This window comes from Streptomyces sp. NPDC001373 (assembly GCF_042895815.1).
Taxonomy (GTDB): domain Bacteria; phylum Actinomycetota; class Actinomycetes; order Streptomycetales; family Streptomycetaceae; genus Streptomyces.
On sequence record NZ_JBIAWQ010000013.1, the window covers coordinates 122,917 to 143,255 of the forward strand.

The 20,339-nt window shown below is 72.2% G+C and carries 17 protein-coding genes; 13 read left to right on the plus strand and 4 right to left on the minus strand.

The window, feature by feature from the left end:
* Positions 1 to 39 precede the first annotated feature (39 nt).
* From hutI to ACFY15_RS26645, 5 genes are all read left to right on the plus strand, one after another.
* Positions 40 to 1,218, plus strand: a complete 1,179-nt coding sequence (hutI, locus tag ACFY15_RS26625) for an imidazolonepropionase (RefSeq protein WP_390690439.1) — start codon at positions 40 to 42, stop codon at positions 1,216 to 1,218.
* A 166-nt stretch (positions 1,219 to 1,384) separates the two neighbouring features.
* The gene (locus tag ACFY15_RS26630) at positions 1,385 to 2,059 is read left to right on the plus strand and encodes an LPXTG cell wall anchor domain-containing protein (protein WP_390690440.1); all 675 of its coding nucleotides are present in this window, start codon (positions 1,385 to 1,387) and stop codon (positions 2,057 to 2,059) included.
* Between the two features lie 15 nt (positions 2,060 to 2,074).
* Entirely contained in the window at positions 2,075 to 3,118 is a 1,044-nt protein-coding gene (locus ACFY15_RS26635) for a hypothetical protein (RefSeq protein WP_390690441.1), read from the plus strand.
* The gene (locus tag ACFY15_RS26640; RefSeq protein ID WP_390690442.1) at positions 3,115 to 4,263 is read left to right on the plus strand and encodes a hypothetical protein; all 1,149 of its coding nucleotides are present in this window, start codon (positions 3,115 to 3,117) and stop codon (positions 4,261 to 4,263) included. Before ACFY15_RS26635 ends, ACFY15_RS26640 begins: the two co-directional genes overlap by 4 nt.
* Positions 4,260 to 5,642 (plus strand): hypothetical protein, encoded by a 1,383-nt coding sequence (locus ACFY15_RS26645; RefSeq protein WP_390690443.1) that lies wholly within the window; start codon positions 4,260 to 4,262, stop codon positions 5,640 to 5,642. Before ACFY15_RS26640 ends, ACFY15_RS26645 begins: the two co-directional genes overlap by 4 nt.
* 72 nt (positions 5,643 to 5,714) lie before the next feature.
* On the opposite strand, the gene ACFY15_RS26650 is transcribed toward ACFY15_RS26645, so the two are convergent.
* Positions 5,715 to 7,232: a peptide MFS transporter gene (locus ACFY15_RS26650; protein WP_390690444.1), complete on the minus strand. Its 1,518-nt coding sequence runs from the start codon at positions 7,230 to 7,232 to the stop codon at positions 5,715 to 5,717.
* A 471-nt stretch (positions 7,233 to 7,703) separates the two neighbouring features.
* Between ACFY15_RS26650 and ACFY15_RS26655 the strand changes: the two genes are divergently transcribed.
* Together ACFY15_RS26655 and ACFY15_RS26660 are read left to right on the plus strand one after the other, a co-directional pair.
* Complete coding sequence (locus ACFY15_RS26655; protein ID WP_042812873.1) at positions 7,704 to 8,381, plus strand: response regulator transcription factor; 678 nt, start codon at positions 7,704 to 7,706, stop codon at positions 8,379 to 8,381.
* Between the two features lie 58 nt (positions 8,382 to 8,439).
* A complete protein-coding gene (locus tag ACFY15_RS26660) occupies positions 8,440 to 9,705 on the plus strand; it encodes an ATP-binding protein (RefSeq protein ID WP_390690445.1) in 1,266 nt (421 codons plus the stop codon).
* A 13-nt stretch (positions 9,706 to 9,718) separates the two neighbouring features.
* Here ACFY15_RS26660 and ACFY15_RS26665 read toward each other — a convergent pair whose 3' ends face one another.
* Positions 9,719 to 10,252, minus strand: a complete 534-nt coding sequence (locus ACFY15_RS26665) for a GtrA family protein (protein WP_390690446.1) — start codon at positions 10,250 to 10,252, stop codon at positions 9,719 to 9,721.
* Positions 10,253 to 10,485: 233 nt separating this feature from the next.
* On the opposite strand from ACFY15_RS26665, the gene ACFY15_RS26670 reads away from it, so the two are divergent.
* The 4 genes from ACFY15_RS26670 (at position 10,486) to ACFY15_RS26685 (ending at position 14,598) form a co-directional block, all read left to right on the plus strand.
* Complete coding sequence (locus ACFY15_RS26670) at positions 10,486 to 11,625, plus strand: 5-(carboxyamino)imidazole ribonucleotide synthase (protein ID WP_390690447.1); 1,140 nt, start codon at positions 10,486 to 10,488, stop codon at positions 11,623 to 11,625.
* Entirely contained in the window at positions 11,622 to 12,149 is a 528-nt protein-coding gene (gene purE / locus ACFY15_RS26675) for a 5-(carboxyamino)imidazole ribonucleotide mutase (RefSeq protein WP_042812871.1), read from the plus strand. Before ACFY15_RS26670 ends, purE begins: the two co-directional genes overlap by 4 nt.
* Positions 12,146 to 13,324, plus strand: a complete 1,179-nt coding sequence (locus tag ACFY15_RS26680) for a dipeptidase (RefSeq protein WP_390690448.1) — start codon at positions 12,146 to 12,148, stop codon at positions 13,322 to 13,324. Before purE ends, ACFY15_RS26680 begins: the two co-directional genes overlap by 4 nt.
* 200 nt (positions 13,325 to 13,524) lie before the next feature.
* On the plus strand, positions 13,525 to 14,598 hold the full coding sequence (locus tag ACFY15_RS26685; protein ID WP_390690449.1) for a membrane dipeptidase: 1,074 nt from the start codon (positions 13,525 to 13,527) through the stop codon (positions 14,596 to 14,598).
* Here the strand turns inward: ACFY15_RS26685 and ACFY15_RS26690 are convergent, their stop codons facing one another.
* Together ACFY15_RS26690 and ACFY15_RS26695 are read right to left on the minus strand one after the other, a co-directional pair.
* Entirely contained in the window at positions 14,599 to 15,924 is a 1,326-nt protein-coding gene (locus tag ACFY15_RS26690; protein ID WP_390690450.1) for a glycosyltransferase 87 family protein, read from the minus strand.
* 103 nt (positions 15,925 to 16,027) lie between these two features.
* Complete coding sequence (locus tag ACFY15_RS26695) at positions 16,028 to 17,371, minus strand: UDP-glucose dehydrogenase family protein (RefSeq protein ID WP_390690451.1); 1,344 nt, start codon at positions 17,369 to 17,371, stop codon at positions 16,028 to 16,030.
* A 241-nt stretch (positions 17,372 to 17,612) separates the two neighbouring features.
* On the opposite strand from ACFY15_RS26695, the gene ACFY15_RS26700 reads away from it, so the two are divergent.
* Positions 17,613 to 18,770: an acyl-CoA dehydrogenase family protein gene (locus ACFY15_RS26700; protein WP_365146144.1), complete on the plus strand. Its 1,158-nt coding sequence runs from the start codon at positions 17,613 to 17,615 to the stop codon at positions 18,768 to 18,770.
* A gap of 462 nt (positions 18,771 to 19,232) precedes the next feature.
* Positions 19,233 to 20,315, plus strand: a complete 1,083-nt coding sequence (locus tag ACFY15_RS26705) for a sugar phosphate nucleotidyltransferase (protein ID WP_390690452.1) — start codon at positions 19,233 to 19,235, stop codon at positions 20,313 to 20,315.
* Positions 20,316 to 20,339: the final 24 nt, after the last annotated feature.

Here is a 20,339-nt window from a genome sequence, read left to right on the forward strand (position 1 = left end):
CTCGGCCCCGCCGGCGTTTTGGACCCTCCGAGAGGAACCATGACCACCACCGTCATCACCAACATCGGCAGCCTCGTCACCAACGACCCCGCCCTCGGCGACGGCACCCCCCTCGGCCTGGTCGAGAACGCCGCCCTCGTCATCGAGGACGACAAGATCGCCTGGGTCGGGGCCACCGGCAAGGCCCCCGCGGCCGACGCGTCCTTCGACGCGAAGGGCCGGGCCGTCATCCCCGGCTTCGTGGACTCCCACTCCCACCTCGTCTTCGCCGGCGACCGCACCGCCGAGTTCAACGCCCGCATGTCCGGCCGCGCCTACTCCGCCGGAGGCATCCGCACCACCGTCGCCGCCACCCGCGCCGCCAGTGACGCCGAGCTGGAGGCCAACCTGGTCCGCCACCTCGACGAGGCCCTCCGCCAGGGCACGACCACCTTCGAGACCAAGTCCGGCTACGGCCTCACCGTCGCCGACGAGGCCCGCGCCCTGCGCATCGCCTCCGCCCACACGGACGAGGTCACCTACCTCGGCGCGCACATCGTCTCCCCCGACTACGCCGAGGACCCCGCCGGCTACGTCGACCTCGTCACCGGCGAGATGCTCGCGGCCTGCGCCCCGTACGCCCGCTGGGTGGACGTCTTCTGCGAGAAGGGCGCCTTCGACGGCGACCAGGCCCGCGCGATCCTCACCGCCGGCGCCGCCGTCGGCCTGATCCCCCGTGTCCACGCCAACCAGCTCTCCCACGGCCCCGGCGTGCAGCTGGCCGTGGAGCTGGAGGCCGCCTCCGCCGACCACTGCACCCACCTCACCGACGCCGACGTGGACGCCCTCGCCCAGGCGTCCGCCACCACCGTCGCCACGCTCCTGCCCGGCGCCGAGTTCTCCACCCGCGCCCAGTGGCCCGACGCGCGCCGGCTCATCGACGCGGGCGCCACCGTCGCCCTGTCCACGGACTGCAACCCCGGCTCCTCGTACACGAGTTCCATGCCGTTCTGCATCGCCCTCGCCGTCCGGGACATGCGCATGACCCCCGACGAGGCCCTGTGGTCGGCCACCGCCGGCGGGGCCCGCGCGCTGCGCCGCCCGGACATCGGCCGCCTGGTGCCCGGCGCCCGCGCCGACCTGGCCCTCCTCGACGCCCCCAGCCACGTCCACCTCGCCTACCGGCCGGGCGTCCCGCTCGTGTCCGCCGTCTGGAACCGCGGGGTGCGCGCCGCCTGACGCCCCGCCCGCGGCGCGGCCCGGTGCGCGGCCCGGCGGGCCGGCCGCCGGGCCTTCCAGGCCGGATCGTCCTTTGTCTTCCCTCCGCAAGGTCCCGGGCGTACCTTGAGCCACCAATCTGACATGGCGTCAGTAAGCCGTTCCGTGGCCCGAGGGGAAGACGAAGGTGTCCGACCGGAAACGCTCCACCGCGCTCGCGCTGGCCTCCGCGCTGGCCGGATCCGCCGTACTGCTCGCCGCCCCCGCGGCCCACGCCGACGTGGTCGACGTCGAGTACAAGTGCCAGACCCCCATCGGCGACAAGTCGGCGGTCTCGCCCATCGACATCAAGGCCGTCAAGGAGGGCGACGCCTACAAGCTGACGATGTCCTTCCAGAAGGGTGTCTCCTCCAGCCCCATCGAGCTCGGCAAGGGCGCGATGAACCCCAGCGCCGTCATCACGGCCGACGGCGCGGAACAGGCCTCGATACCGCTCTCCGGCCCCCCGAACCCCGAGGCGGTGCCCGCCAACACCCCCATCAGGATCACCGACCTCTCGGGCACCTACACCCCGAAGAAGAGCGGCAAGGTCACCTTCACCGCCGGGGTCCTCACCATCAAGGCCATGGGGACCACCACCACCTGCACCCCCGGCAACAACCCCAAGCCCTCGCTGGAACTGGAGGTCACGGCGGCCGCCGGGGCGCAGCAGCCCTCCGAGGAGGACACCCTCCCGCAGACCGGCCCCGCCGACTCCGCCCTCGCCCTCGGCACCCTCGGCGCCACCGTGGCCCTCTCCGGCGCCGCCGGGATGCTCTGGCTGACCCGGCGCGGCCGACGGGCCCGGCGGACCCCGGCCTGAACGGAGCGCCTGCCCGTGCTCCACGCCCTCACGCCCCGCACGCTCGCGCCCCGCGCCCTCGGGCGGCTCGCGGCGCTCCTGCTGCTGGCCGCCGCCGCCCTCCCCGCGTCCCCCGCCGCCGCCGACGAGCCCGGCTGGACCGCCGAACCGGCCTCCGGCGTCTCCGCCGCGGCGGCCCGCCGCCCCTCCTTCTACTTCGCGGGCCCCGCCGGCACCGTGCTGGAGGACCGCCTCGCCCTCGCCAACCCCGGCGACCGGGAGCGGGTCGTCACCCTGCGCGGGGCCGACGTCTACAACGCCGCCGACGGCGCCTTCGCCGTCCGCCCCGCGGCCGGGGGCCGCCCGGGCGGCGCCGCCCCGGGGGCCGGCTCCTGGATCAGCTTCGGCGCGGCCGCCACCGTGAGGCTCCCGCCGCACACCCGCGCCGTGGTCCCCTTCACCGTCACCGTGCCGCCCGCCTCCCCGCCCGGCGACCACCCCGCCGCCGTCGTCGCCGCCGAGGGCGGGCGCGAGGTGGGCGTCCGGGTCGATCTGAGGGTCGGCGGCCCGGCCCTGGCCGCGCTCACCGTCGAGGACGTCTCCGTACGCGGCCGCGGCAGGGCCGCCTCCGTCGCGTACACCCTGGTCAACCGGGGCAACGTCGCCCTCACGCCGACGCTCGCCCTGCACGCCGGGGGCGGCCTCGGCAAGGCCTCCGACCCCCGCCCCGCCCGGCCCCTGCCGGTCGGGCTGCTGCCCGGCCAGCGGGTCGCCCTGACCGAGCCCTGGCCCGGTGCGCCCTCCCTCGACCGGGTCTCCGTGCGGCTCACCGTCACCGCCCCCGGCGCCGCCGAAGCCACCGCCACCGCCACGGCCTGGCTCGTGCCCCGGGGCGGCGCCGCCTGGGCCGGGGCCGGCCTGCTGCTCCTCGGCGCGGCCGCGGCGGTCCTCGTACGGGTACTGCGGCGCGGCCCGCCCGGCCGTGGGGGCAAGCCGCGCGACGAGCCGTACGCGCCGGACGGGGGCCCGAGCGCCCCGGCCGCCGCATCCGAACCCGAGCTGACGGGAGCGCCCAGGTGAGCCGCACGCCCGGCCCGAGGGCCGTGTCCCGCCTCGGGGCCGTGCTGGCGGCCCTCGCCCTGGCCCTGCTGCCCGCCGCCCCGGCCGCCTCCGCCACCTCCGCCGCCCCGGCCGCCTCCGCCACCTCCGCCGCCTCCGCCGCGGGGAAGCCTGCCGTGGCGCTCTCCGTCCAGGAGGCCGCCCCGGGCGCCGAGCTCACCGCCACCGGCACCGGATGGCCGGCCAGGACCCTGGTCATGCTGCTGGTCTGCGGTCAGAACATGATCGGCGGCACCAACAGCTGCGCCAACGCCGACGGGGTGGCCGTCACGGTCGCCGACGACGGCCGGTTCACGGCCCGGCTGCCGGTCGTGGCGCCGCCCAAGCCCTGCCCCTGCGTGGTCGACGTGACCTCGGTCAACGGCGACCAGTCCACCGTCGCCGTCCCGCTGAAGATCACCGGCCATCCGGTGGCCGAGCTGCCCGCCGCGTCCGGGACCGCCCGGCTCGCGATGCTCACGGGTGTCCGGCTCAGGGGTGAGGACGGGGTGCTGACCTGGTTCGGGGCCCCGCCGTCGCGCAGGTTCACCGCCACCGTCGGCAACCTCGGCTCGGCGCCCGTCAAGGACCCCGTCTTCCAGCTGGGCACCGCGCACGGGGTGTTCGCCCCGCAGTGGGAGGAGGCCCGCTGGAAGGGCACCATCCCGCCCGGCGGCAAGGCGGAGGTGGGCCTGGACGTGGAGCTCCCGGCGGGCGCCCACGGCGACTACACGGTCTCCCTCAAGTACGGGGAGACCGTCCTCGCCGCCCAGCCGTGGGGCGTGGCCCGGCCGTACGGGGTGCTGCTGTTCTGGGGCCTGCTGCTGGTGGTGGTTCCGACGGCGCTCTTCCGGCTGGGCATGGCCGTCGTGGACCGGGTCCGGCCCCGCCCCGAGGCCTCCGGCCGCCACCGGTCGGCCGGACCGGCCGCGGCCCCGGACCCGGACCCGGGCCCGGCCTCGGCGGTGACCGCCCGCCTCCCGAAGGCCGCCGCGGCCGGCACCCCCGGGACTCCGGCACCGGCCCTGCCGTGGTTCACTCCGGACCCCCCGCGCCCCCGGGAGCCGCGGCCGCCACAGACATCCGCACCGTCCGATCACAGTCCGACGACGAAGGGACCCCAGTGAAGACCCAACGGAGGGCGAGCGCGGCACTGGCCGCGCTGCTGCTCAGCGGCGCGGGTGTCGCCGTGGCGGCTTCCCCCGCCCAGGCCGCCGAAACCACGTTCAAGGTCAGGTGCGTGCCGCCGGCCGGCGGCGGCGACCCGGTGGAGGGCGAGACCACCGCCCGGATCACCGCACCGGCCACGGCCAAGGTCGGTGACGAGGTGGACGTCTCGTGGGAGACGGTGAAGCCGGCCTCGAACAACACCGACCTGATGGTGATCCCGAAGGACTCCGTCCAGCCCACGGGCTGGCTCACCGCCGGCGACGGGGGAGGGGACGTCAAGGTCGTCGGGGAGAAGAAGAACCCGGAGATCCCCAAGAAGGCCCCCATGGTCATGTCCGTCATGAAGGGCAAGCTGAAGCTGACCAAGGCCGGCAAGATCACTGTGACCCCCGGCAAGTACGAGGTGGCGGTGACCTTCCCCTTCGGCACCTTCGTCACCAAGTGCGCCCCGGTGGGCGCGGTGATGGGCGGGGCCGTCATCGACGTCTCGGGCGGCGGCGGCACCGGCGGTACGACCGGCGGCACGAGCACGACGGGCGGGACGACCGGCTCGACGACCGCCGGCGGTACGACGGGCTCGACGACCACCGGCGGGACGACGGGCTCCACGACCGGCGGCTCCACGACCGCCGGTACCGTCGGCGGCAGCACGGCGGGCGGTTCCACCACCGGCGGCTCGGGCGGCCAGACCGACTTCCCGGGCAAGGCGGTGGAGGTCTCCTACGACTGCGGCGCGGTGGTGCCTAATGGAATCAAGACGCCAGTGACCATTAGCGCGAAGAGGAACGGCGGCGACTACGCCCTCACCGTCAAGACCGCCAAGGGCGCGATGGCCAGTCCCATGGCCCTCCCGGCCGGGGCGCTCAAGCCCTCGATGGACATCAAGCTCGGCGGCGCCGACAGCGGCACCGTCAAGGTCACCGGCCCGGCCAACGCCGAGCCGATCCCCGACAAGGCGCCGGTCAGCCTGAGCGACATGACGGGCACCTACAAGCCCGGAAAGTCGGGCAAGGTGACGCTCAGCCCCGACCAGCTGACGATCGACGTCACGATGGCTCCGGGCTCCACCCCGATCAACGTGCCCTGCAAGGCCACCGCCAGCGGGGTCTCCCTGGAACTGGACACCACCGCCCAGCCCGGCGGCTCCGGCTCCGCCACCACCGGCTCGGCCTCCTCGGGGTCCGGTTCGTCCGGCGCCGCCGGCGGCCTCGCCGAGACCGGCGCCCAGGACGGCGGCGGGGTCCGGGCCCTGGCCCTGGTCGCCGGCACCGTGATCCTGCTCGGCGCCGCGGTCTTCACCTTCACCCCCTGGCGCCGCCTGCGGGGCACCAGGTAGTCCGCACGGGAACGGACGAAGGCCCGGCACACCTTCCGGTGTGCCGGGCCTTCACCTACCGCTCGGGGTACCTCAGTGCACGTCGCCCATGAGCGCCTGGACCTTCTTGCGGTACGTGTACACCGCGAAGCCGGCCAGGGCCGCGGCGGCGGCCTGGAAGCCGATCACCCACGTGCCGTTGAGGTCGACGCCACCGATGGACAGGAGGCTGGTGGTGCAGTCGCCGGCGGTGACGGCGAGGAACCAGACACCCATCATCTGGGAGGCGTACTTCTGCGGAGCCATCTTCGTGGTGACCGAGAGGCCGACCGGGGAGACGCACAGCTCGCCGATGGTCTGGATCATGTAGATCGAGACGAGCCACATCGGGGAGACCTTGGTGTCGCCCGTCGCCATGCCCATCGGGACGATGAAGACGAAGAACGAGGCGCCGATCAGGACCAGACCCATCGCGAACTTCACGATGGTGTTCGGCTCCTGGTTCTTGCGGGACAGCCACAGCCACAGCCAGGCGAAGACCGGGGCCAGCGCCATGACGAACAGCGGGTTCAGCGACTGGTACCAGGTGGCCGAGAAGCCGAAGCCGAAGACGGTGTCGGCGGTCTTGTCGTCCGCGAACAGGGACAGCGTGGAGCCACCCTGGTCGTAGATCATCCAGAAGACGGCGGCGGCGATGAAGAACCAGATGTACGCGGTCATCTTCGACTGCTCGGCGCCCGAGAGGTCCTTGTCGCGCTTGATGCGCGCCAGGACGGCGATCGGGATGAGCAGGCCGGCGAGGGTCAGCGGGACCAGGGCCCAGTTCAGCGTGTAGGCACCGAGGGCGACCACGGCGCCGTAGAAGACGGCGATGCCCAGGACGGCGAGGACGACCTTGGTGAGGACGGCCTTGCGCTCCTCCGGCGTCAGGGGGTTCGGGACCTGGCTGCTCTTCGGGCTCAGGTGCTTGGTGCCGATCAGGAACTGGGTGAGGCCCAGGGCCATGCCGACGGCGGCAAGGGCGAAGCCCAGGTGCCAGTTGTGCTCCTTGCCGACCGTTCCGACGACGAACGGGGCGACGAAGGCACCGAGGTTGATGCCGATGTAGAACAGGGTGAAGCCACCGTCACGGCGCGGGTCGTCCGGGCCGTCGTACAGGTGACCGACCATCGTGGAGATGTTGGCCTTCAGCAGACCCGAACCGGCCGCGACCAGGACCAGACCCACGAAGAACATCGCCTGGCCGGGGAGAGCCAGGGACAGGTGACCAGCCATGATCACGAAACCGGCGATCGCGACCGTCTTGCGGGCGCCCCAGACGCGGTCGCCGAACCAGCCGCCGGGCATGGCCATGAGGTAGACCATGGACACGTAGACGGAGTAGATGGCCGTGGTCGTTGCCGCGGTCATGGCCAGACCGCCGCCCTGGCTGCCCGTGGCGGCGTCGGCGCCGCCCGAGACCAGGTAGTAGACCAGGAGGGCGCGCATGCCGTAGTAGGAGAAGCGCTCCCACATCTCGGTCATGAACAGAGTGGCCAGGCCACGGGGGTGGCCGAAGAAGGTCTTTTCGGCGGCCGGGGACGCCGAGTCCTTCGTCAGGCTGGAAGCCATGGTCGATCCTTGCTTGCTCGGGACGCTTGGCTTCGTGAGCTGTTCAGCGCCCGGTGGGGGGCGGCCGGCACCGGCGACGGATGTCCCTCCCCACGCCCTGGGGTCTCGTTCCCCGGAGTGGCGGGGCGATGGGGCAGTCGTAACCGGGATCCACGCCCTCCGCGCATCCTCGCGCGCAGGGCCCGGCCCATAGGTCATTCACTGTCATCTGGGCCGGACGATGCCGACCAGAGCAGAACTTGAGGTTCTTGGCTCGGATTTGAGCGCAAATGTCCCCTCGGTAGTGCATCGGGCGTTCCGCCACCATACGACAGGGCCCCGATGGATATGGAAGGGCTTGAGATATGGATCACAAGGAAAGAGGGAACCGATCCGTCAAGTTCGAAGGTCGGTAGTAGTTCATAACCCCAGTTCGAGAGGGGTATGCAGGCAGGCGCCTCCTTTCACCCGCCGCGGACTACCATCACCCACATGACGCGTGTACTGCTCGCCGAGGACGACGCATCCATCTCGGAACCCCTGGCCCGTGCCCTGCGCCGGGAGGGCTACGAGGTCGAGGTCCGGGAGGACGGCCCCACCGCCCTGGAGGCCGGACTGCAGGGCGGCGTCGATCTCGTCGTCCTGGACCTGGGACTGCCCGGAATGGACGGCCTGGAGGTGGCCCGGCGACTGCGCGCCGAGGGCCACGGCTTCCCCATCCTGGTCCTGACCGCCCGGGCCGACGAGGTGGACACGGTGGTCGGCCTGGACGCCGGCGCCGACGACTACGTGACCAAGCCCTTCCGCCTCGCCGAGCTGCTGGCCCGCGTCCGGGCCCTGCTGCGGCGCGGCGCCAACGACGCCGCCCAGGCCCCCGCCACCCACGGCGTGCGCATCGACGTCGAGTCCCACCGCGCCTGGATGGGCGAGGAGGAGCTCCAGCTCACCGCCAAGGAGTTCGACCTGCTGCGCGTCCTGGTCCGCGACGCCGGCCGGGTCGTCACCCGCGACCAGCTGATGCGCGAGGTCTGGGACACCACCTGGTGGTCCTCCACCAAGACCCTCGACATGCACATCTCCTGGCTGCGCAAGAAGCTGGGCGACGACGCCGCCAACCCCCGCTACATCGCCACCGTCCGGGGCGTCGGTTTCCGCTTCGAGAAGAGCTGACGCGGGCCGGCGCCGCAGCCGACGGAGCGCGTTCGCCCGTTAGGGCATGCTCTAGGGCATGCGCCGCCGTCTGATCAACTCCACGCTCGCCGTGGTCCTCGTCGTGATCGCCGTGTTCGGGGTCTCCCTCGTCATCGTGGAGACCCGGACCATCACCAGCAGCGCCCAGGACCGCATCGGCTCCGAGGCGCTGCGCCTGCTGGGCGTCGTCGAGGCCGACGCCCTGGAACACCGGAAGGTCGACGCCGGCTCGCTGTCCGAGCAGCTGGACGTCGGCACGTACGCCCGCATCACCGTCCCCGGACAGCCGCCCGTCGAGGTCGGCGACCGCATCGAGGACAACGTCATCCGGGGAACCGCGCGCGGCGAGCAGGGCGAGGTGGTGGTCGTCGAGGAGTCCCGCTCCACCGTCACCCGGGAGGTCGGGCGCACCCTGGCCGTCGTCGGCGCGGTGGCCCTGCTGGCCGTCGTCGCGGCCGTCCTGCTCGCCGTGCGCCAGGCCAACCGGCTGGCCTCCCCGCTGACCGACCTGGCCGAGACCGCCGAGCGGCTCGGCTCGGGCGACCCCCGGCCCCGGCACAAGCGCTACGGGGTTCCCGAGCTGGACCGCGTCGCCGACGTGCTCGACTCCAGCGCCGAGCGGATCGGGCGCATGCTCACCGCCGAACGGCGCCTCGCCGCCGACGCCTCCCACCAGCTGCGCACCCCCCTCACCGCCCTGTCGATGCGGCTGGAGGAGATCACGGTCACCGACGACCTGGAGACCGTGCGGGAGGAGGCGAGCATCGCCCTCACCCAGGTGGAGCGGCTCACGGACGTCGTCGAGCGGCTGCTGACCAACTCCCGCGACCCCCGCACCGGCTCCGCCGTCCCCTTCGACCTCGACGAGGTCGTCAAGCAGCAGGTGGAGGAGTGGCGCCCGGCCTACCGCAGCGCCGGCCGGGCCATCGTGCGCTCCGGCAAGACCGGCATGCGGGCCGTGGGAACCCCCGGGGCGGTCTCCCAGGTCCTGGCCACCCTCGTGGAGAACGCGCTCATGCACGGCGGCGGCACGGTCGCCCTGCGCACCCGCGTGACCGGCAACCAGGCCGTCATCGAGGTCACGGACGAGGGCCCCGGCGTCCCGCCCGACCTGGGCAACCGGATCTTCGAGCGGGCCATCAGCGGCCGCAACTCCACCGGCATCGGCCTGGCCGTCGCCCGGGACCTCGCGGAAGCGGACGGCGGCCGCCTGGAGCTCCTCCAGAGTCAGCCGCCGGTGTTCGCGCTCTTCCTCAGCCGTACCGCCCCGGAGCGCGCGGAGCCGGAGCGGACCGTCAGGTGAGGCCGGGCGGCCGTCAGCCCTGGTTGGCCACCGGCTCCGGGGTGCGGGTGGCTGCGGGCGCCTCGTGCCCGTCGCGCTGCTCCACGACCAGCGAGGGCGCGACGTCCGTGGGCAGGGCCTTGAAGACCCACGTCCGGTAGGACCAGAACCGGAAGACCGTCGCCACCGCCATGCCGAAGAACTTGAAGATGTTGTTCTGCAGCGAGCTGTCCAGGCCGAAGCCGTAGGTGGCGACGTAGAGCACACCGCTCTCGATGACCATGCCGATCACGCTGAACAGCACGAACAGGATCATCTCGCGGCGGCGGCTGCCCAGGTCGCGGTCACGGTAGGTGAAGTAGCGGAACCCCACGTAGTTCGTGATGATGGCCACCACGATGGCTATCACGTTCGCGCGGACCGTCTGCAGGTCCGTGGTGGTGCGCAGCAGGTTGAAGACGCCGAAGTTGACCAGGACGCCCGCGCCGCCGACCGCGCCGAACTTGACGACCTCCCGCGCGATGCCGCGGAGGCGCTCGGACAGCGGTACTGCGTTCGGCGTGCTCATGTGATGGTTCAGTCCCTGTCAGTCGTCGTGTGAGTCGCGGAGTGAGCCGTCAGCGTCCCGCTGGATGTGTCACCCGATCCCGTCAACCCCACCATGTTAAGTGTCACCCCGGGGGCCCGTTCGCGCCCCCGGCACCCTTGCGACGCAACGCACACAAGGCCTCCGGGCCCGACCGGCGGGTCTGCGCCAGGCCTGCGTCCGTATGGCGGAATACCGGCGGATACCCTGGAGAGGTGACGTTCCCGGTAGTCGGCATGGTCGGCGGCGGTCAGCTCGCCCGCATGACCCACGAGGCGGGTATCCCCCTCGGCATCAGATTCAAGATCCTCAGTGACACCCCCCAGGACTCGGCGGCCCTGGTCGTGAGTGACGTCGTCATCGGCGACTATCGCGACCTGGACACGTTGCGCGCCTTCGCGCGCGGCTGCGACGTGATCACCTTCGATCACGAGCACGTCCCCACCGAGCACCTCCGGGCCCTGGAGTCGGACGGCATCCCCGTCCGGCCGGGGCCCGACGCGTTGGTGCACGCACAAGACAAGGGGGTGATGCGCGCCAAGCTCGACAAGATCGGCGCGCCCAGCCCCCGCCACCGGATCGTGAGCGATCCGGCGGACGTGGCGGCCTTCGCGCAAGAGGTGGGCGGCTTCCCCGTCATCCTCAAGACGGTGCGCGGCGGGTACGACGGCAAGGGCGTGTGGTTCGCCCGCACGCCCGAGGACGCGGAGGCCCCGTTCAAGGCGGGCGTCCCGGTCCTCGCGGAGGAGAAGGTCGATTACGTCCGCGAGCTCGCGGCCAACATCGTCCGCTCCCCGCAAGGCCAGGCCGTGGCCTACCCCGTCGTCGAGTCCATCCAGGTGGACGGGGTCTGCGACACGGTGATCGCCCCCGCCCCCAACCTCTCCGAAGCCCTCGCGGGCGAGGCCCAGGCCCTGGCCCTGCGCATCGCCAAGGAGCTCGACGTGACCGGCCACCTGGCCGTGGAACTGTTCGAGACCACTGACGGCCGCATCCTCGTCAACGAACTGGCCATGCGCCCGCACAACAGCGGCCACTGGACCCAGGACGGCGCGGTCACCTCCCAGTTCGCCAACCACGTCCGCGCGGTCCTGGACCTCCCCCTGGGCGACCCGCGCCCCCGGGCCCGCTGGACCGTGATGGCCAACGTCCTCGGCGGGGACTACCCCGACATGTACGCGGCGTACCTGCACTGCATGGCCCACGACCCGCAGGTAAAGATCCACATGTACGGCAAGGACGTGAAACACGGCCGCAAGGTCGGCCACGTCAACACCTACGGCGACGACCTTGACGATGTGCTGGAGCGCGCACGTCACGCAGCCGGCTACCTCAGAGGAACGATCACGGAATGAGCACCTCCCCCGTCGTAGGCATCGTCATGGGCTCGGACTCCGACTGGCCGGTCATGGAGGCCGCCGCCCAGGCCCTGGACGAGTTCGAGATCCCCTACGAGGTCGACGTCGTCTCCGCCCACCGGATGCCGCGCGAGATGGTCGCGTACGGGGAGCAGGCCGCGGACCGCGGCCTCAAGGCGATCATCGCCGGCGCGGGCGGGGCCGCCCACCTGCCGGGCATGCTCGCCTCCGTCACCCCGCTGCCCGTCATCGGCGTACCCGTCCCCCTGAAGTACCTGGACGGCATGGACTCGCTCCTGTCGATCGTCCAGATGCCCGCCGGCGTCCCCGTGGCCACCGTCTCCGTCGCCGGCGCCCGCAACGCCGGCCTGCTGGCCGTCCGCATGCTCGCCGCGCACGACCCGGAGCTGCTCGGCCGGATGCGGGACTTCCAGCAGGAGCTCAACGACCAGGCCACCGAGAAGGGCAAGCGGCTGCGCGCCAAGGTCGCGGGCGCGGAATCCTTCGGGTTCGGCAAGTGAGCGCGGCGGACCTGCTCACGCAGGCCCGGGAGCTGCTCGCCGAGCACCCCGTGGCCGACGGCCACAACGACCTGCCCTGGGCCCTGCGCGAGCAGGTGCGCTACGACCTCGGCCGGCGGGACATCGCCGGCGACCAGTCGGCGCACCTGCACACCGACATCCCCCGGATGCGGGCCGGCGGGGTCGGCGCACAGTTCTGGTCCGTCTACGTCCGCTCCGACTTCGCGGGCGACGAGGCCGTCAGCGCCACCCTGGAGCAGATCGACGCCGTCGACCAGCTGATCGACCGCCACCCCGGCGCCCTGGCGCGGGCCCTCACGGCGGACGACATGGAAGCGGCCCGCGCCGACGGCCGGATCGCCTCCCTGATGGGCGCCGAAGGCGGCCACTCCATCAACAACTCGCTCGCCACCCTGCGCGCCCTGCACCGGCTGGGCGTGCGGTACCTGACGCTCACCCACAACGACACCATCGACTGGGCGGACTCGGCGACCGACGCACCCCGCCACGGCGGCCTCGCGGAGTTCGGCCGCGAGGTGGTGCGCGAGATGAACCGCATCGGCATGCTCGTCGACCTCTCGCACGTCGCCGACACCACCATGCGCGACGCCCTCGCCGTCTCGGCCGCGCCGGTGATCTTCTCGCACTCCTCGGCGCGGGCGGTCTGCGACCACCCGCGCAACGTCCCCGACGACGTCCTCGCGCAGCTGCCGGCCAACGGCGGCGTCGCGATGGCGACGTTCGTACCGAAGTTCATCCTCCCGGCCGCCGTCGAGTGGACCCTGGCCGCGGACGAGAACCTGCGCTCCCACGGCTTCCACCACCTCGACACCACCCCCGAGGCGATGGCCCTGCACCGGGCCTTCGAAGCCGGGCGCCCGCGCCCGGTGGCCACCGCCGCCACCGTCGCCGACCACCTCGACCACATGCGCGAGGTCGCCGGCGTCGACCACATCGGCATCGGCGGCGACTTCGACGGCACCGCCTTCACCCCGGCCGGGCTGGACGACGTCTCCGGCTACCCGAACCTGATCGCGGAGCTCCTGCACCGCGGCTGGTCCCGGGCCGACCTGGCCAAACTGACCTGGTCCAACGCGGTACGGGCGCTGCGCGACGCCGAAGCCGTCGCCCGCGACCTGTCGGCCACCCGCGGCCCGTCCAACGCGGTGCTCTAGCCCGCAGGCGGACACCGGCGGACACCGGCGGACACCGGCGGACACCGCCGGGACGGGGGCGGGGCGGGGGAACGACCCCCGCCCCGCCCCCGTTCCGTACGGGGTACACCCGAACGCCGCATTCGCCGGGCGGCACCGCCACCCCCCGTGTCACGGTGGCCCCATGTCTCCCTGCTGCCGCCGAGACCGGAGCGAATGCCATGGCCGACCTGCAGGATGAACCCCACTCCGTGGGTGTCGGAGCCGACGACGTCCCCGTCACCGCCCCCCTCATGGCGGGCGGATCCCTGGACCGCGCGGCCGCGCTGCTCGCCGTGCACCCCGTCGCCGACGGCTGCAACACCCTCGTCTGGACCCTGCGCCAGAGCCCGTACCACGACATCGACACCCCGGACACGGGCGTCGACACCGACATCCCGCGGCTGCGCGCCGGGGGAGTGGGCGCCCAGTTCTGGACCCTCCTCGTGCCGCCCGGCCCGCCCCGCGCCGACTCCTGCGCCCAGGCCGTGTGCGAGACCCTCGAACAGATCGACGCGGCCCGCGCCCTGATGCGCCGCTACTCCGACAGCCTCTACCTCGCGCTGACCGCCGACGACATGGCCGACGCCCGCAACCGGGGCCGCATCGCCTCGTTCCTCGGCCCCGTCCCCGGCAGCACCCTCACCGGCTCCCTCGGCGCACTGCGCGCCTTCCACGCCCTCGGCGTGCGCCTCATCGCCCCCGCCGGAGCGCCCTGGGCCGACGAGGACCTGACGGCCTTCGGCCACGAGGTGGTCAAGGAGGCGAACCGGCTCGCGATGCTCCTCGACCTGACGGGCTGCACGCCCTCCGCCGCCTGCCGGCTCACGGCGGCCTCCAAAGCGCCGGTGATCATCTCCAACACCGGCGCGGCCTCGCTCAACCCGCACCCGGACAACGTCACCGACGAGGTCCTGCTCGCCCTGCGCGCGGCGGGCGGCCTGGCGATGGTCACCTTCGACACCGAGCGCACCGGCGACTCCCTGCACGCCGTCGCCGACCACGTGGAACACGTACGGGCCCTCGCGGGCCCGGAAGGCGTCGGCCTCGGCGCCGCCTTCGGCGCCGAACGCGGAAGCCCGAGGCCGGCCGGACTCACCGACCCCTCGGGCTACCCGCGGCTGATCGCGGAACTACTGGAGCGGGGCTGGTCGGAAGCCGACATCACCCTGCTGACCTGGGGCAACGCCCAGCGGGTGCTGCGCGAGGCGGAGTTCACCGCCCGTGCCGCTCAGCACCGGGGCCCCACGCCCTAGCTAGGCGGCCCGCGCCGAGCCCGCCGCAGACTCCTGCCGCCGCAGCGCCGACTCCGGCAGCACGGTCGCCTTCCACAGCCGGACACCGGACCACACCGTCGCGTAGAGCAGCAGGCCGTTGCGCGTGCAGAGCAGGACCGTGCCCAGCGTGCTGTTGGTGAGGATGTCGGAGCCGTAGCAGATCGGGAAGATCAGCGTGGTCAGCGCGTTGGCGACGACCAGCAGCCAGGCGATCGGACGCTGGGTGGTGTTCTTCGAGGTCAGGCAGACGGCCGCGAGGCCCAGCAGCCAGATCATGTACTGCGGGCTGATGACGCGGCTGGTGACCGTGAAGACCATGATCGCGCAGAGCGCGGCGTCGAACGGCGTCGCGCTCGACCAGCGGTTGGCCTTCACGCGCCACAGCAGGAGCAGCAGGAAGCCGATCACGGTCAGCCCCAGCGAGGCCCGCGCGATGCTCGACACGTACGGACCGACGTACTCGAAGGCCCCGTACTGGAAGTTGACCTTGCCGGGCCACAGGTCCACCAGCCGCGCCGCCATCAGCGCCGAACCGCCCAGCGACTCGATCTGCACACCGCGGTCGCCCTGGTTGCCCAGGAAGCCCAGCGTGTCCTTGAACAGCAGCGCGAACACCGCCAGCAGCGCCGCCCCGGAGAGCGCCGCCGCCACGAAGGCGTCCCGCGTGGACTTGCCGCGCGGGGTGCCGAGCAGGGTCAGCAGCGGCCACACCTTGACCATCGCCCCGATACCGGCGATGACCCCGCCGACCCGGGGGCGGTGGCGCATCGCGAGCAGCGCGAAGACCGCGAGCAGGGTGACCTGGATGTCGTAGCGGGCGAACGGCGTCGCCATCATCATCGGCAGCGTCACCAACCACACCAGCGCACCGGCCATGCTGCCGTCACCGCGCCGCGCCGCCCGGATCAGGCCGAGCAGGACCACGCCGTCGCAGAGCACCGTCAGGGCGACGAAGGCCTGGAAGTAGGTGAGGAACGGCAGCAGGTCCGGGGAGAGGAAGATCGCCGCGGCCGCCGGCGGGTACTGCCACATGATGTCGTTGTGCGGCAGCGTCCAGTGGACGAGGACGTTGTACCAGTTGTGGTAGGTCGCGGTGACCTCCACCCGGACGACGTTCGAGCTGAAGAAGCTGTTGACGAGCATCCAGAGCATCGCCGCCCTGGAGGCCAGCCAGAAGCCCGCGATGCCCAGCAGGGCGCCGCGTCCTCGCATGGCTGCTTCGAAGGATCCCCACCGGTCACGCGTGGCGGGCACCGCCGTCGCGGATGCGGTGGGGTGGGCTGTGGGGCTGCTGGTCGTGGTCATCGGCGCGAAGTCTACCCAGTCGTTTATTCCACTTCCTTGACTGAGATCCTTCGAAAGTGGGTATCGGTATATGCCCTGGCCGGCCCCACGCCTCCCAAGTCCCTTACGCCTGCGGGCGCCCCATCGCCCGGTAGGTCCACCCGGCCGCGCGCCAGCGCAGCGGGTCCAGGGCGTTCCGCCCGTCCAGCACGAGCCGGTCCGTGACGACCGATCCCAGCTCGGCGGGGTCGAGCTCGCGGAACTCGCGCCACTCGGTGAGGTGCAGGACGACCTCGGCGCCTCGGGCGGCGGCGAGCGCGGAGTCGGCGTAGCCGAGGGTGGGGAAGACACGGCGCGCGTTGTCCATGCCCTTGGGGTCGTAGACGGTGACCTGGCCGCCCTGGAGGTGGATCTGCCCGGCCACGTTGAGCGCGGGGGAGTCGCGCACGTCGTCCGAGTCGGGCTTGAAGGTGGCGCCGAGCACGGCGACCCGCTTGCCCAGGAACGATCCGCCCACGGCCTCGCGGGCCAGCTCGACCATGTGGCCGCGGCGGCGCATGTTGATGGAGTCGACCTCCCTGAGGAAGGTCAGGGCCTGGTCGGCGCCCAGCTCGCCGGCCCGGGCCATGAAGGCGCGGATGTCCTTGGGCAGGCAGCCGCCGCCGAAACCGATGCCGGCGCGCAGGAACTTGGCGCCGATCCGCTCGTCGTGGCCGATCGCCTCGGCGAGCTTGACGACGTCGCCGCCGGCCGCCTCGCACACCTCGGCCATGGCGTTGATGAAGGAGATCTTGGTCGCCAGGAAGGAGTTGGCGGCGGTCTTCACCAGCTCGGCCGTCGGGAAGTCGGTCACCACCAGCGGGCTCCCCTCCGCCATGGGCGTCGCGTACACCTCCCGCAGCAGCTTCTCGGCGCGCTCGCCGCGGACGCCGACGACGATCCGGTCGGGGTGCAGGGTGTCCTGCACGGCGAAGCCCTCGCGCAGGAACTCCGGGTTCCACGCCAGCTCCACGTCCGCGCCCGCCGGAGCCAGCGCGGCGAGCTTCCCGGCGAGCCGCTCGGCCGAGCCCACCGGCACGGTGGACTTGCCCACCACCAGCGCGGGCCTGGTGAGGTGTCGGGCCAGGGACTCCACGGCCGAGTCCACGAAGCTCATGTCGCAGGCGTACTCGCCGTGCTTCTGGGGGGTGTTCACGCACACGAAGTGCACGTCGCCGAATTCCCCGACCTCCTCGAAGGACTGCGTGAACCGCAGCCGCCCGGTGGACCCCGGCAGCCCCGCGACGTGCCGGGCGAGCAACTCCTCCAGTCCCGGCTCGTACATGGGGACTTGGCCCGAGGCCAGCATCTCGATCTTCTCCGGCACCGCGTCCAGCCCCAGCACCTCGAAGCCGAGCTCCGCCATGGCCGCGGCGTGCGTGGCGCCCAAGTAGCCGGTGCCGATCACGGTGATCTTGAGGGGGGCCATGGGAGCTCCAGAGGTGCGGGGCCGTGTGCGGCCCCCGAGCATAGTCGGGCCGCTCACGGGGGACGTTCCCGGGAGTGCCCGGCTGTCACGCAGCTCACGTACGCGCCACATATCGCTGCACCGGGGCCGGGAACTAGAATTTGGGTTACTTAACGGTAGTTAGCATCCCGCGCCGAACGCCTTCCGGTGGCACACCGCTGTCGGAACGTCACTCGGCGCCGCACCTGGGGAGTGAAAGATCTTGGCGGGTTCTGCCGACTTCGACCTGTACCGCCCGGCCGAGGAGCACGACATGCTCCGCGAGTCGGTCCGCGCGCTCTGCGAGGCGAAGATCCTCCCGTTCGCGGCCGCGGTCGACGAGGAGGCCCGCTTCCCGCAGGAGGCCCTCGACGCCCTCGTCGCCAACGACCTGCACGCCGTCCACGTGCCCGAGACCTACGGCGGCGCCGGCGCCGACGCCCTCGCCACGGTCATCGTGATCGAGGAGGTGGCCCGCGTCTGCGCCTCCTCCTCCCTGATCCCGGCCGTGAACAAGCTCGGCTCCCTCCCGGTGATCCTCTCCGGTTCGGAGGAGCTCAAGGCCAAGTACCTCGGCCCGCTGGCCAAGGGCGACGGAATGTTCTCGTACTGCCTCTCCGAGCCCGACGCGGGCTCCGACGCGGCCGGCATGAAGACCCGCGCGGTCCGCGACGGCGACTTCTGGGTGCTCAACGGCGTCAAGCGCTGGATCACCAACGCGGGCGTCTCCGACTACTACACCGTCATGGCCGTCACCGACCCGGAGAAGCGCTCCAAGGGCATCTCGGCCTTCGTCGTCGAGAAGTCGGACGAGGGCGTCTCCTTCGGCGCCCCGGAGAAGAAGCTCGGCATCAAGGGCTCCCCGACGCGCGAGGTCTACCTCGACAACGTCCGCATCCCCGCCGACCGCATGATCGGCGCCGAGGGCACCGGCTTCGCCACCGCGATGAAGACCCTCGACCACACCCGCATCACCATCGCCGCCCAGGCCCTCGGCATCGCCCAGGGCGCCCTGGACTACGCGAAGGGCTACGTCCAGGAGCGCAAGCAGTTCGGCAAGCCGATCGGCGACTTCCAGGGCGTCCAGTTCATGCTCGCGGACATGGCCATGAAGATCGAGGCCGCCCGCCAGCTGACCTACGCGGCGGCCGCCAAGTCGGAGCGCGTCGACTCCGACCTCACCTTCTTCGGCGCCGCGGCCAAGTGCTTCGCCTCCGACGTCGCGATGGAGGTCACGACCGACGCGGTCCAGCTCCTCGGCGGCTACGGCTACACCCGCGACTACCCGGTCGAGCGCATGATGCGCGACGCGAAGATCACCCAGATCTACGAAGGCACGAATCAGGTCCAGCGGATCGTCATGGCCCGCAACCTGCCGTAACGCGCCCGACCCGCTGCATTCCGACGACAAGGCCCCCGGCGTCCGGGGGCCTTGTCCTGCTTGCGCCCGCACGCGGACCGCGCGCGTCCGGGCGATGAATGCGAAGGGTTCCTTTGTAACGATTCCGATCCAGCGGGTGGGGCCGCCCCCGGTGTGCGCCCCTGGTGGGGGCCGTGCTGCCGTTCCAGGGGGCTCGGACCTGGCCGGTCGGCGGGGTGCCGGGCGGCGACGGATCCGGCGGCCCGGGTTCCGGGGCTGAGCAGGGGCTCTTCGCCCCGCCGCGGTGCGTGGGGCCCGTATATAGGGGACGGGCCGGGGGCCTTGTACCCGCATCGTGCCCAACCCGCCGTAACCGGAACGTTGCCGGAGGCGGGCCGGGCGGGGCTCCACCGGGCTTTGCACCGTGCAGGATGGGCTAACTTTGAAGCTTCGTACGCCTGAACCGGTTGGGGAGAGAACAAAATGACGGAAGCGATCCTGCTGGTCGGCGGGCAGGGGACGCGTCTGCGCCCCGTGACGGTGAACACCCCCAAGCCGATGGTTCCGGCAGCGGGCGTCCCGTTCCTCGCCCACCAGATAGCCAGGGCCGCCGCCGCCGGTGTCACGCACATCGTGATGGCCACCTGCTACCTCGCCGAGGTCTTCGAGCCCTACTTCGGCGACGGATCCGACTTCGGCATCACCCTCGAGTACGTCGTCGAGGACGAGCCCCTCGGCACCGGCGGTGCCATCCGCAACGCCGCCCAGCGCCTGACCGGCGGCCCGGACTCCCCTGTCCTCGTCTTCAACGGCGACATCCTGACCGGCCTCGACATCGCCGGCCTGGTCGAGTCGCACCAGGCGGCCGACGCCGACGTCTCCCTCCACCTCGTGCGCGTCGAGGACCCCCGCGCCTTCGGCCTGGTCCCCACGGACGCCGACGGGCGGGTGCTGGCCTTCACCGAGAAGCCCGAGACCCCCGAAGAGATCATCACCGACCAGATCAACGCCGGCTGCTACGTCTTCCGCCGCAGCGTGATCGACTCCATTCCGGCCGGCCGGCCGGTATCCGTCGAGCGTGAGACCTTCCCCGGCCTCCTCGCCTCCGGTGCCAAGCTGCACGGCGTCACCGAGGACACCTACTGGCTGGACCTCGGCAAGCCGGAGTCCTTCGTCCAGGCCTCCGCCGACCTCGTGCGCGGCATCGTCTCCTCCCCGGCCGTCCCCGGCCCCCGCGGCGAGGCCCTCGTTCTCCCCGGTGCCCAGGTGGCGGAAGGCGCCAAGCTGACGGGCGGTACCGTGGTGGGTGCCGGCGCCCGGATCGAATCGGGCGCTGTCGTCCAGGGCTCCATCGTGCTGGACGGCGCGATCCTCGGCGCGGACACGGTGGTGAACGCCAGCCTCATCGGCGCCGGCGCCTCGGTGGGTTCGCGCACCGTCGTGACCGGTGCCGTCATCGGTGACGGTGCCGTCGTAGGGGCTGACAACGAACTTCGCGCGGGGGTGCGGGTGTGGTGCGAGGCCGAACTGCCCGACGCAGCCGTCCGCTTCTCCTCCGACCGGTGACCAACTTCAGTGAGGCATAACCCT

Excerpts from the sequence above, each read along its gene's own strand:
- hutI (WP_390690439.1), top strand. The coding sequence starts at position 40 with ATGACCACCACCGTCATCACCAACATCGGCAGCCTCGTCACCAACGAC.
- ACFY15_RS26690 (WP_390690450.1), bottom strand. The coding sequence starts at position 15,924 with ATGACCACGACCAGCAGCCCCACAGCCCACCCCACCGCATCCGCGACG.
- ACFY15_RS26695 (WP_390690451.1), bottom strand. The coding sequence starts at position 17,371 with ATGGCCCCCCTCAAGATCACCGTGATCGGCACCGGCTACTTGGGCGCC.
- ACFY15_RS26655 (WP_042812873.1), top strand. The coding sequence starts at position 7,704 with ATGACGCGTGTACTGCTCGCCGAGGACGACGCATCCATCTCGGAACCC.
- ACFY15_RS26660 (WP_390690445.1), top strand. The coding sequence starts at position 8,440 with ATGCGCCGCCGTCTGATCAACTCCACGCTCGCCGTGGTCCTCGTCGTG.
- ACFY15_RS26665 (WP_390690446.1), bottom strand. The coding sequence starts at position 10,252 with ATGAGCACGCCGAACGCAGTACCGCTGTCCGAGCGCCTCCGCGGCATC.
- ACFY15_RS26685 (WP_390690449.1), top strand. The coding sequence starts at position 13,525 with ATGGCCGACCTGCAGGATGAACCCCACTCCGTGGGTGTCGGAGCCGAC.
- ACFY15_RS26705 (WP_390690452.1), top strand. The coding sequence starts at position 19,233 with ATGACGGAAGCGATCCTGCTGGTCGGCGGGCAGGGGACGCGTCTGCGC.
- ACFY15_RS26650 (WP_390690444.1), bottom strand. The coding sequence starts at position 7,232 with ATGGCTTCCAGCCTGACGAAGGACTCGGCGTCCCCGGCCGCCGAAAAG.
- purE (WP_042812871.1), top strand. The coding sequence starts at position 11,622 with ATGAGCACCTCCCCCGTCGTAGGCATCGTCATGGGCTCGGACTCCGAC.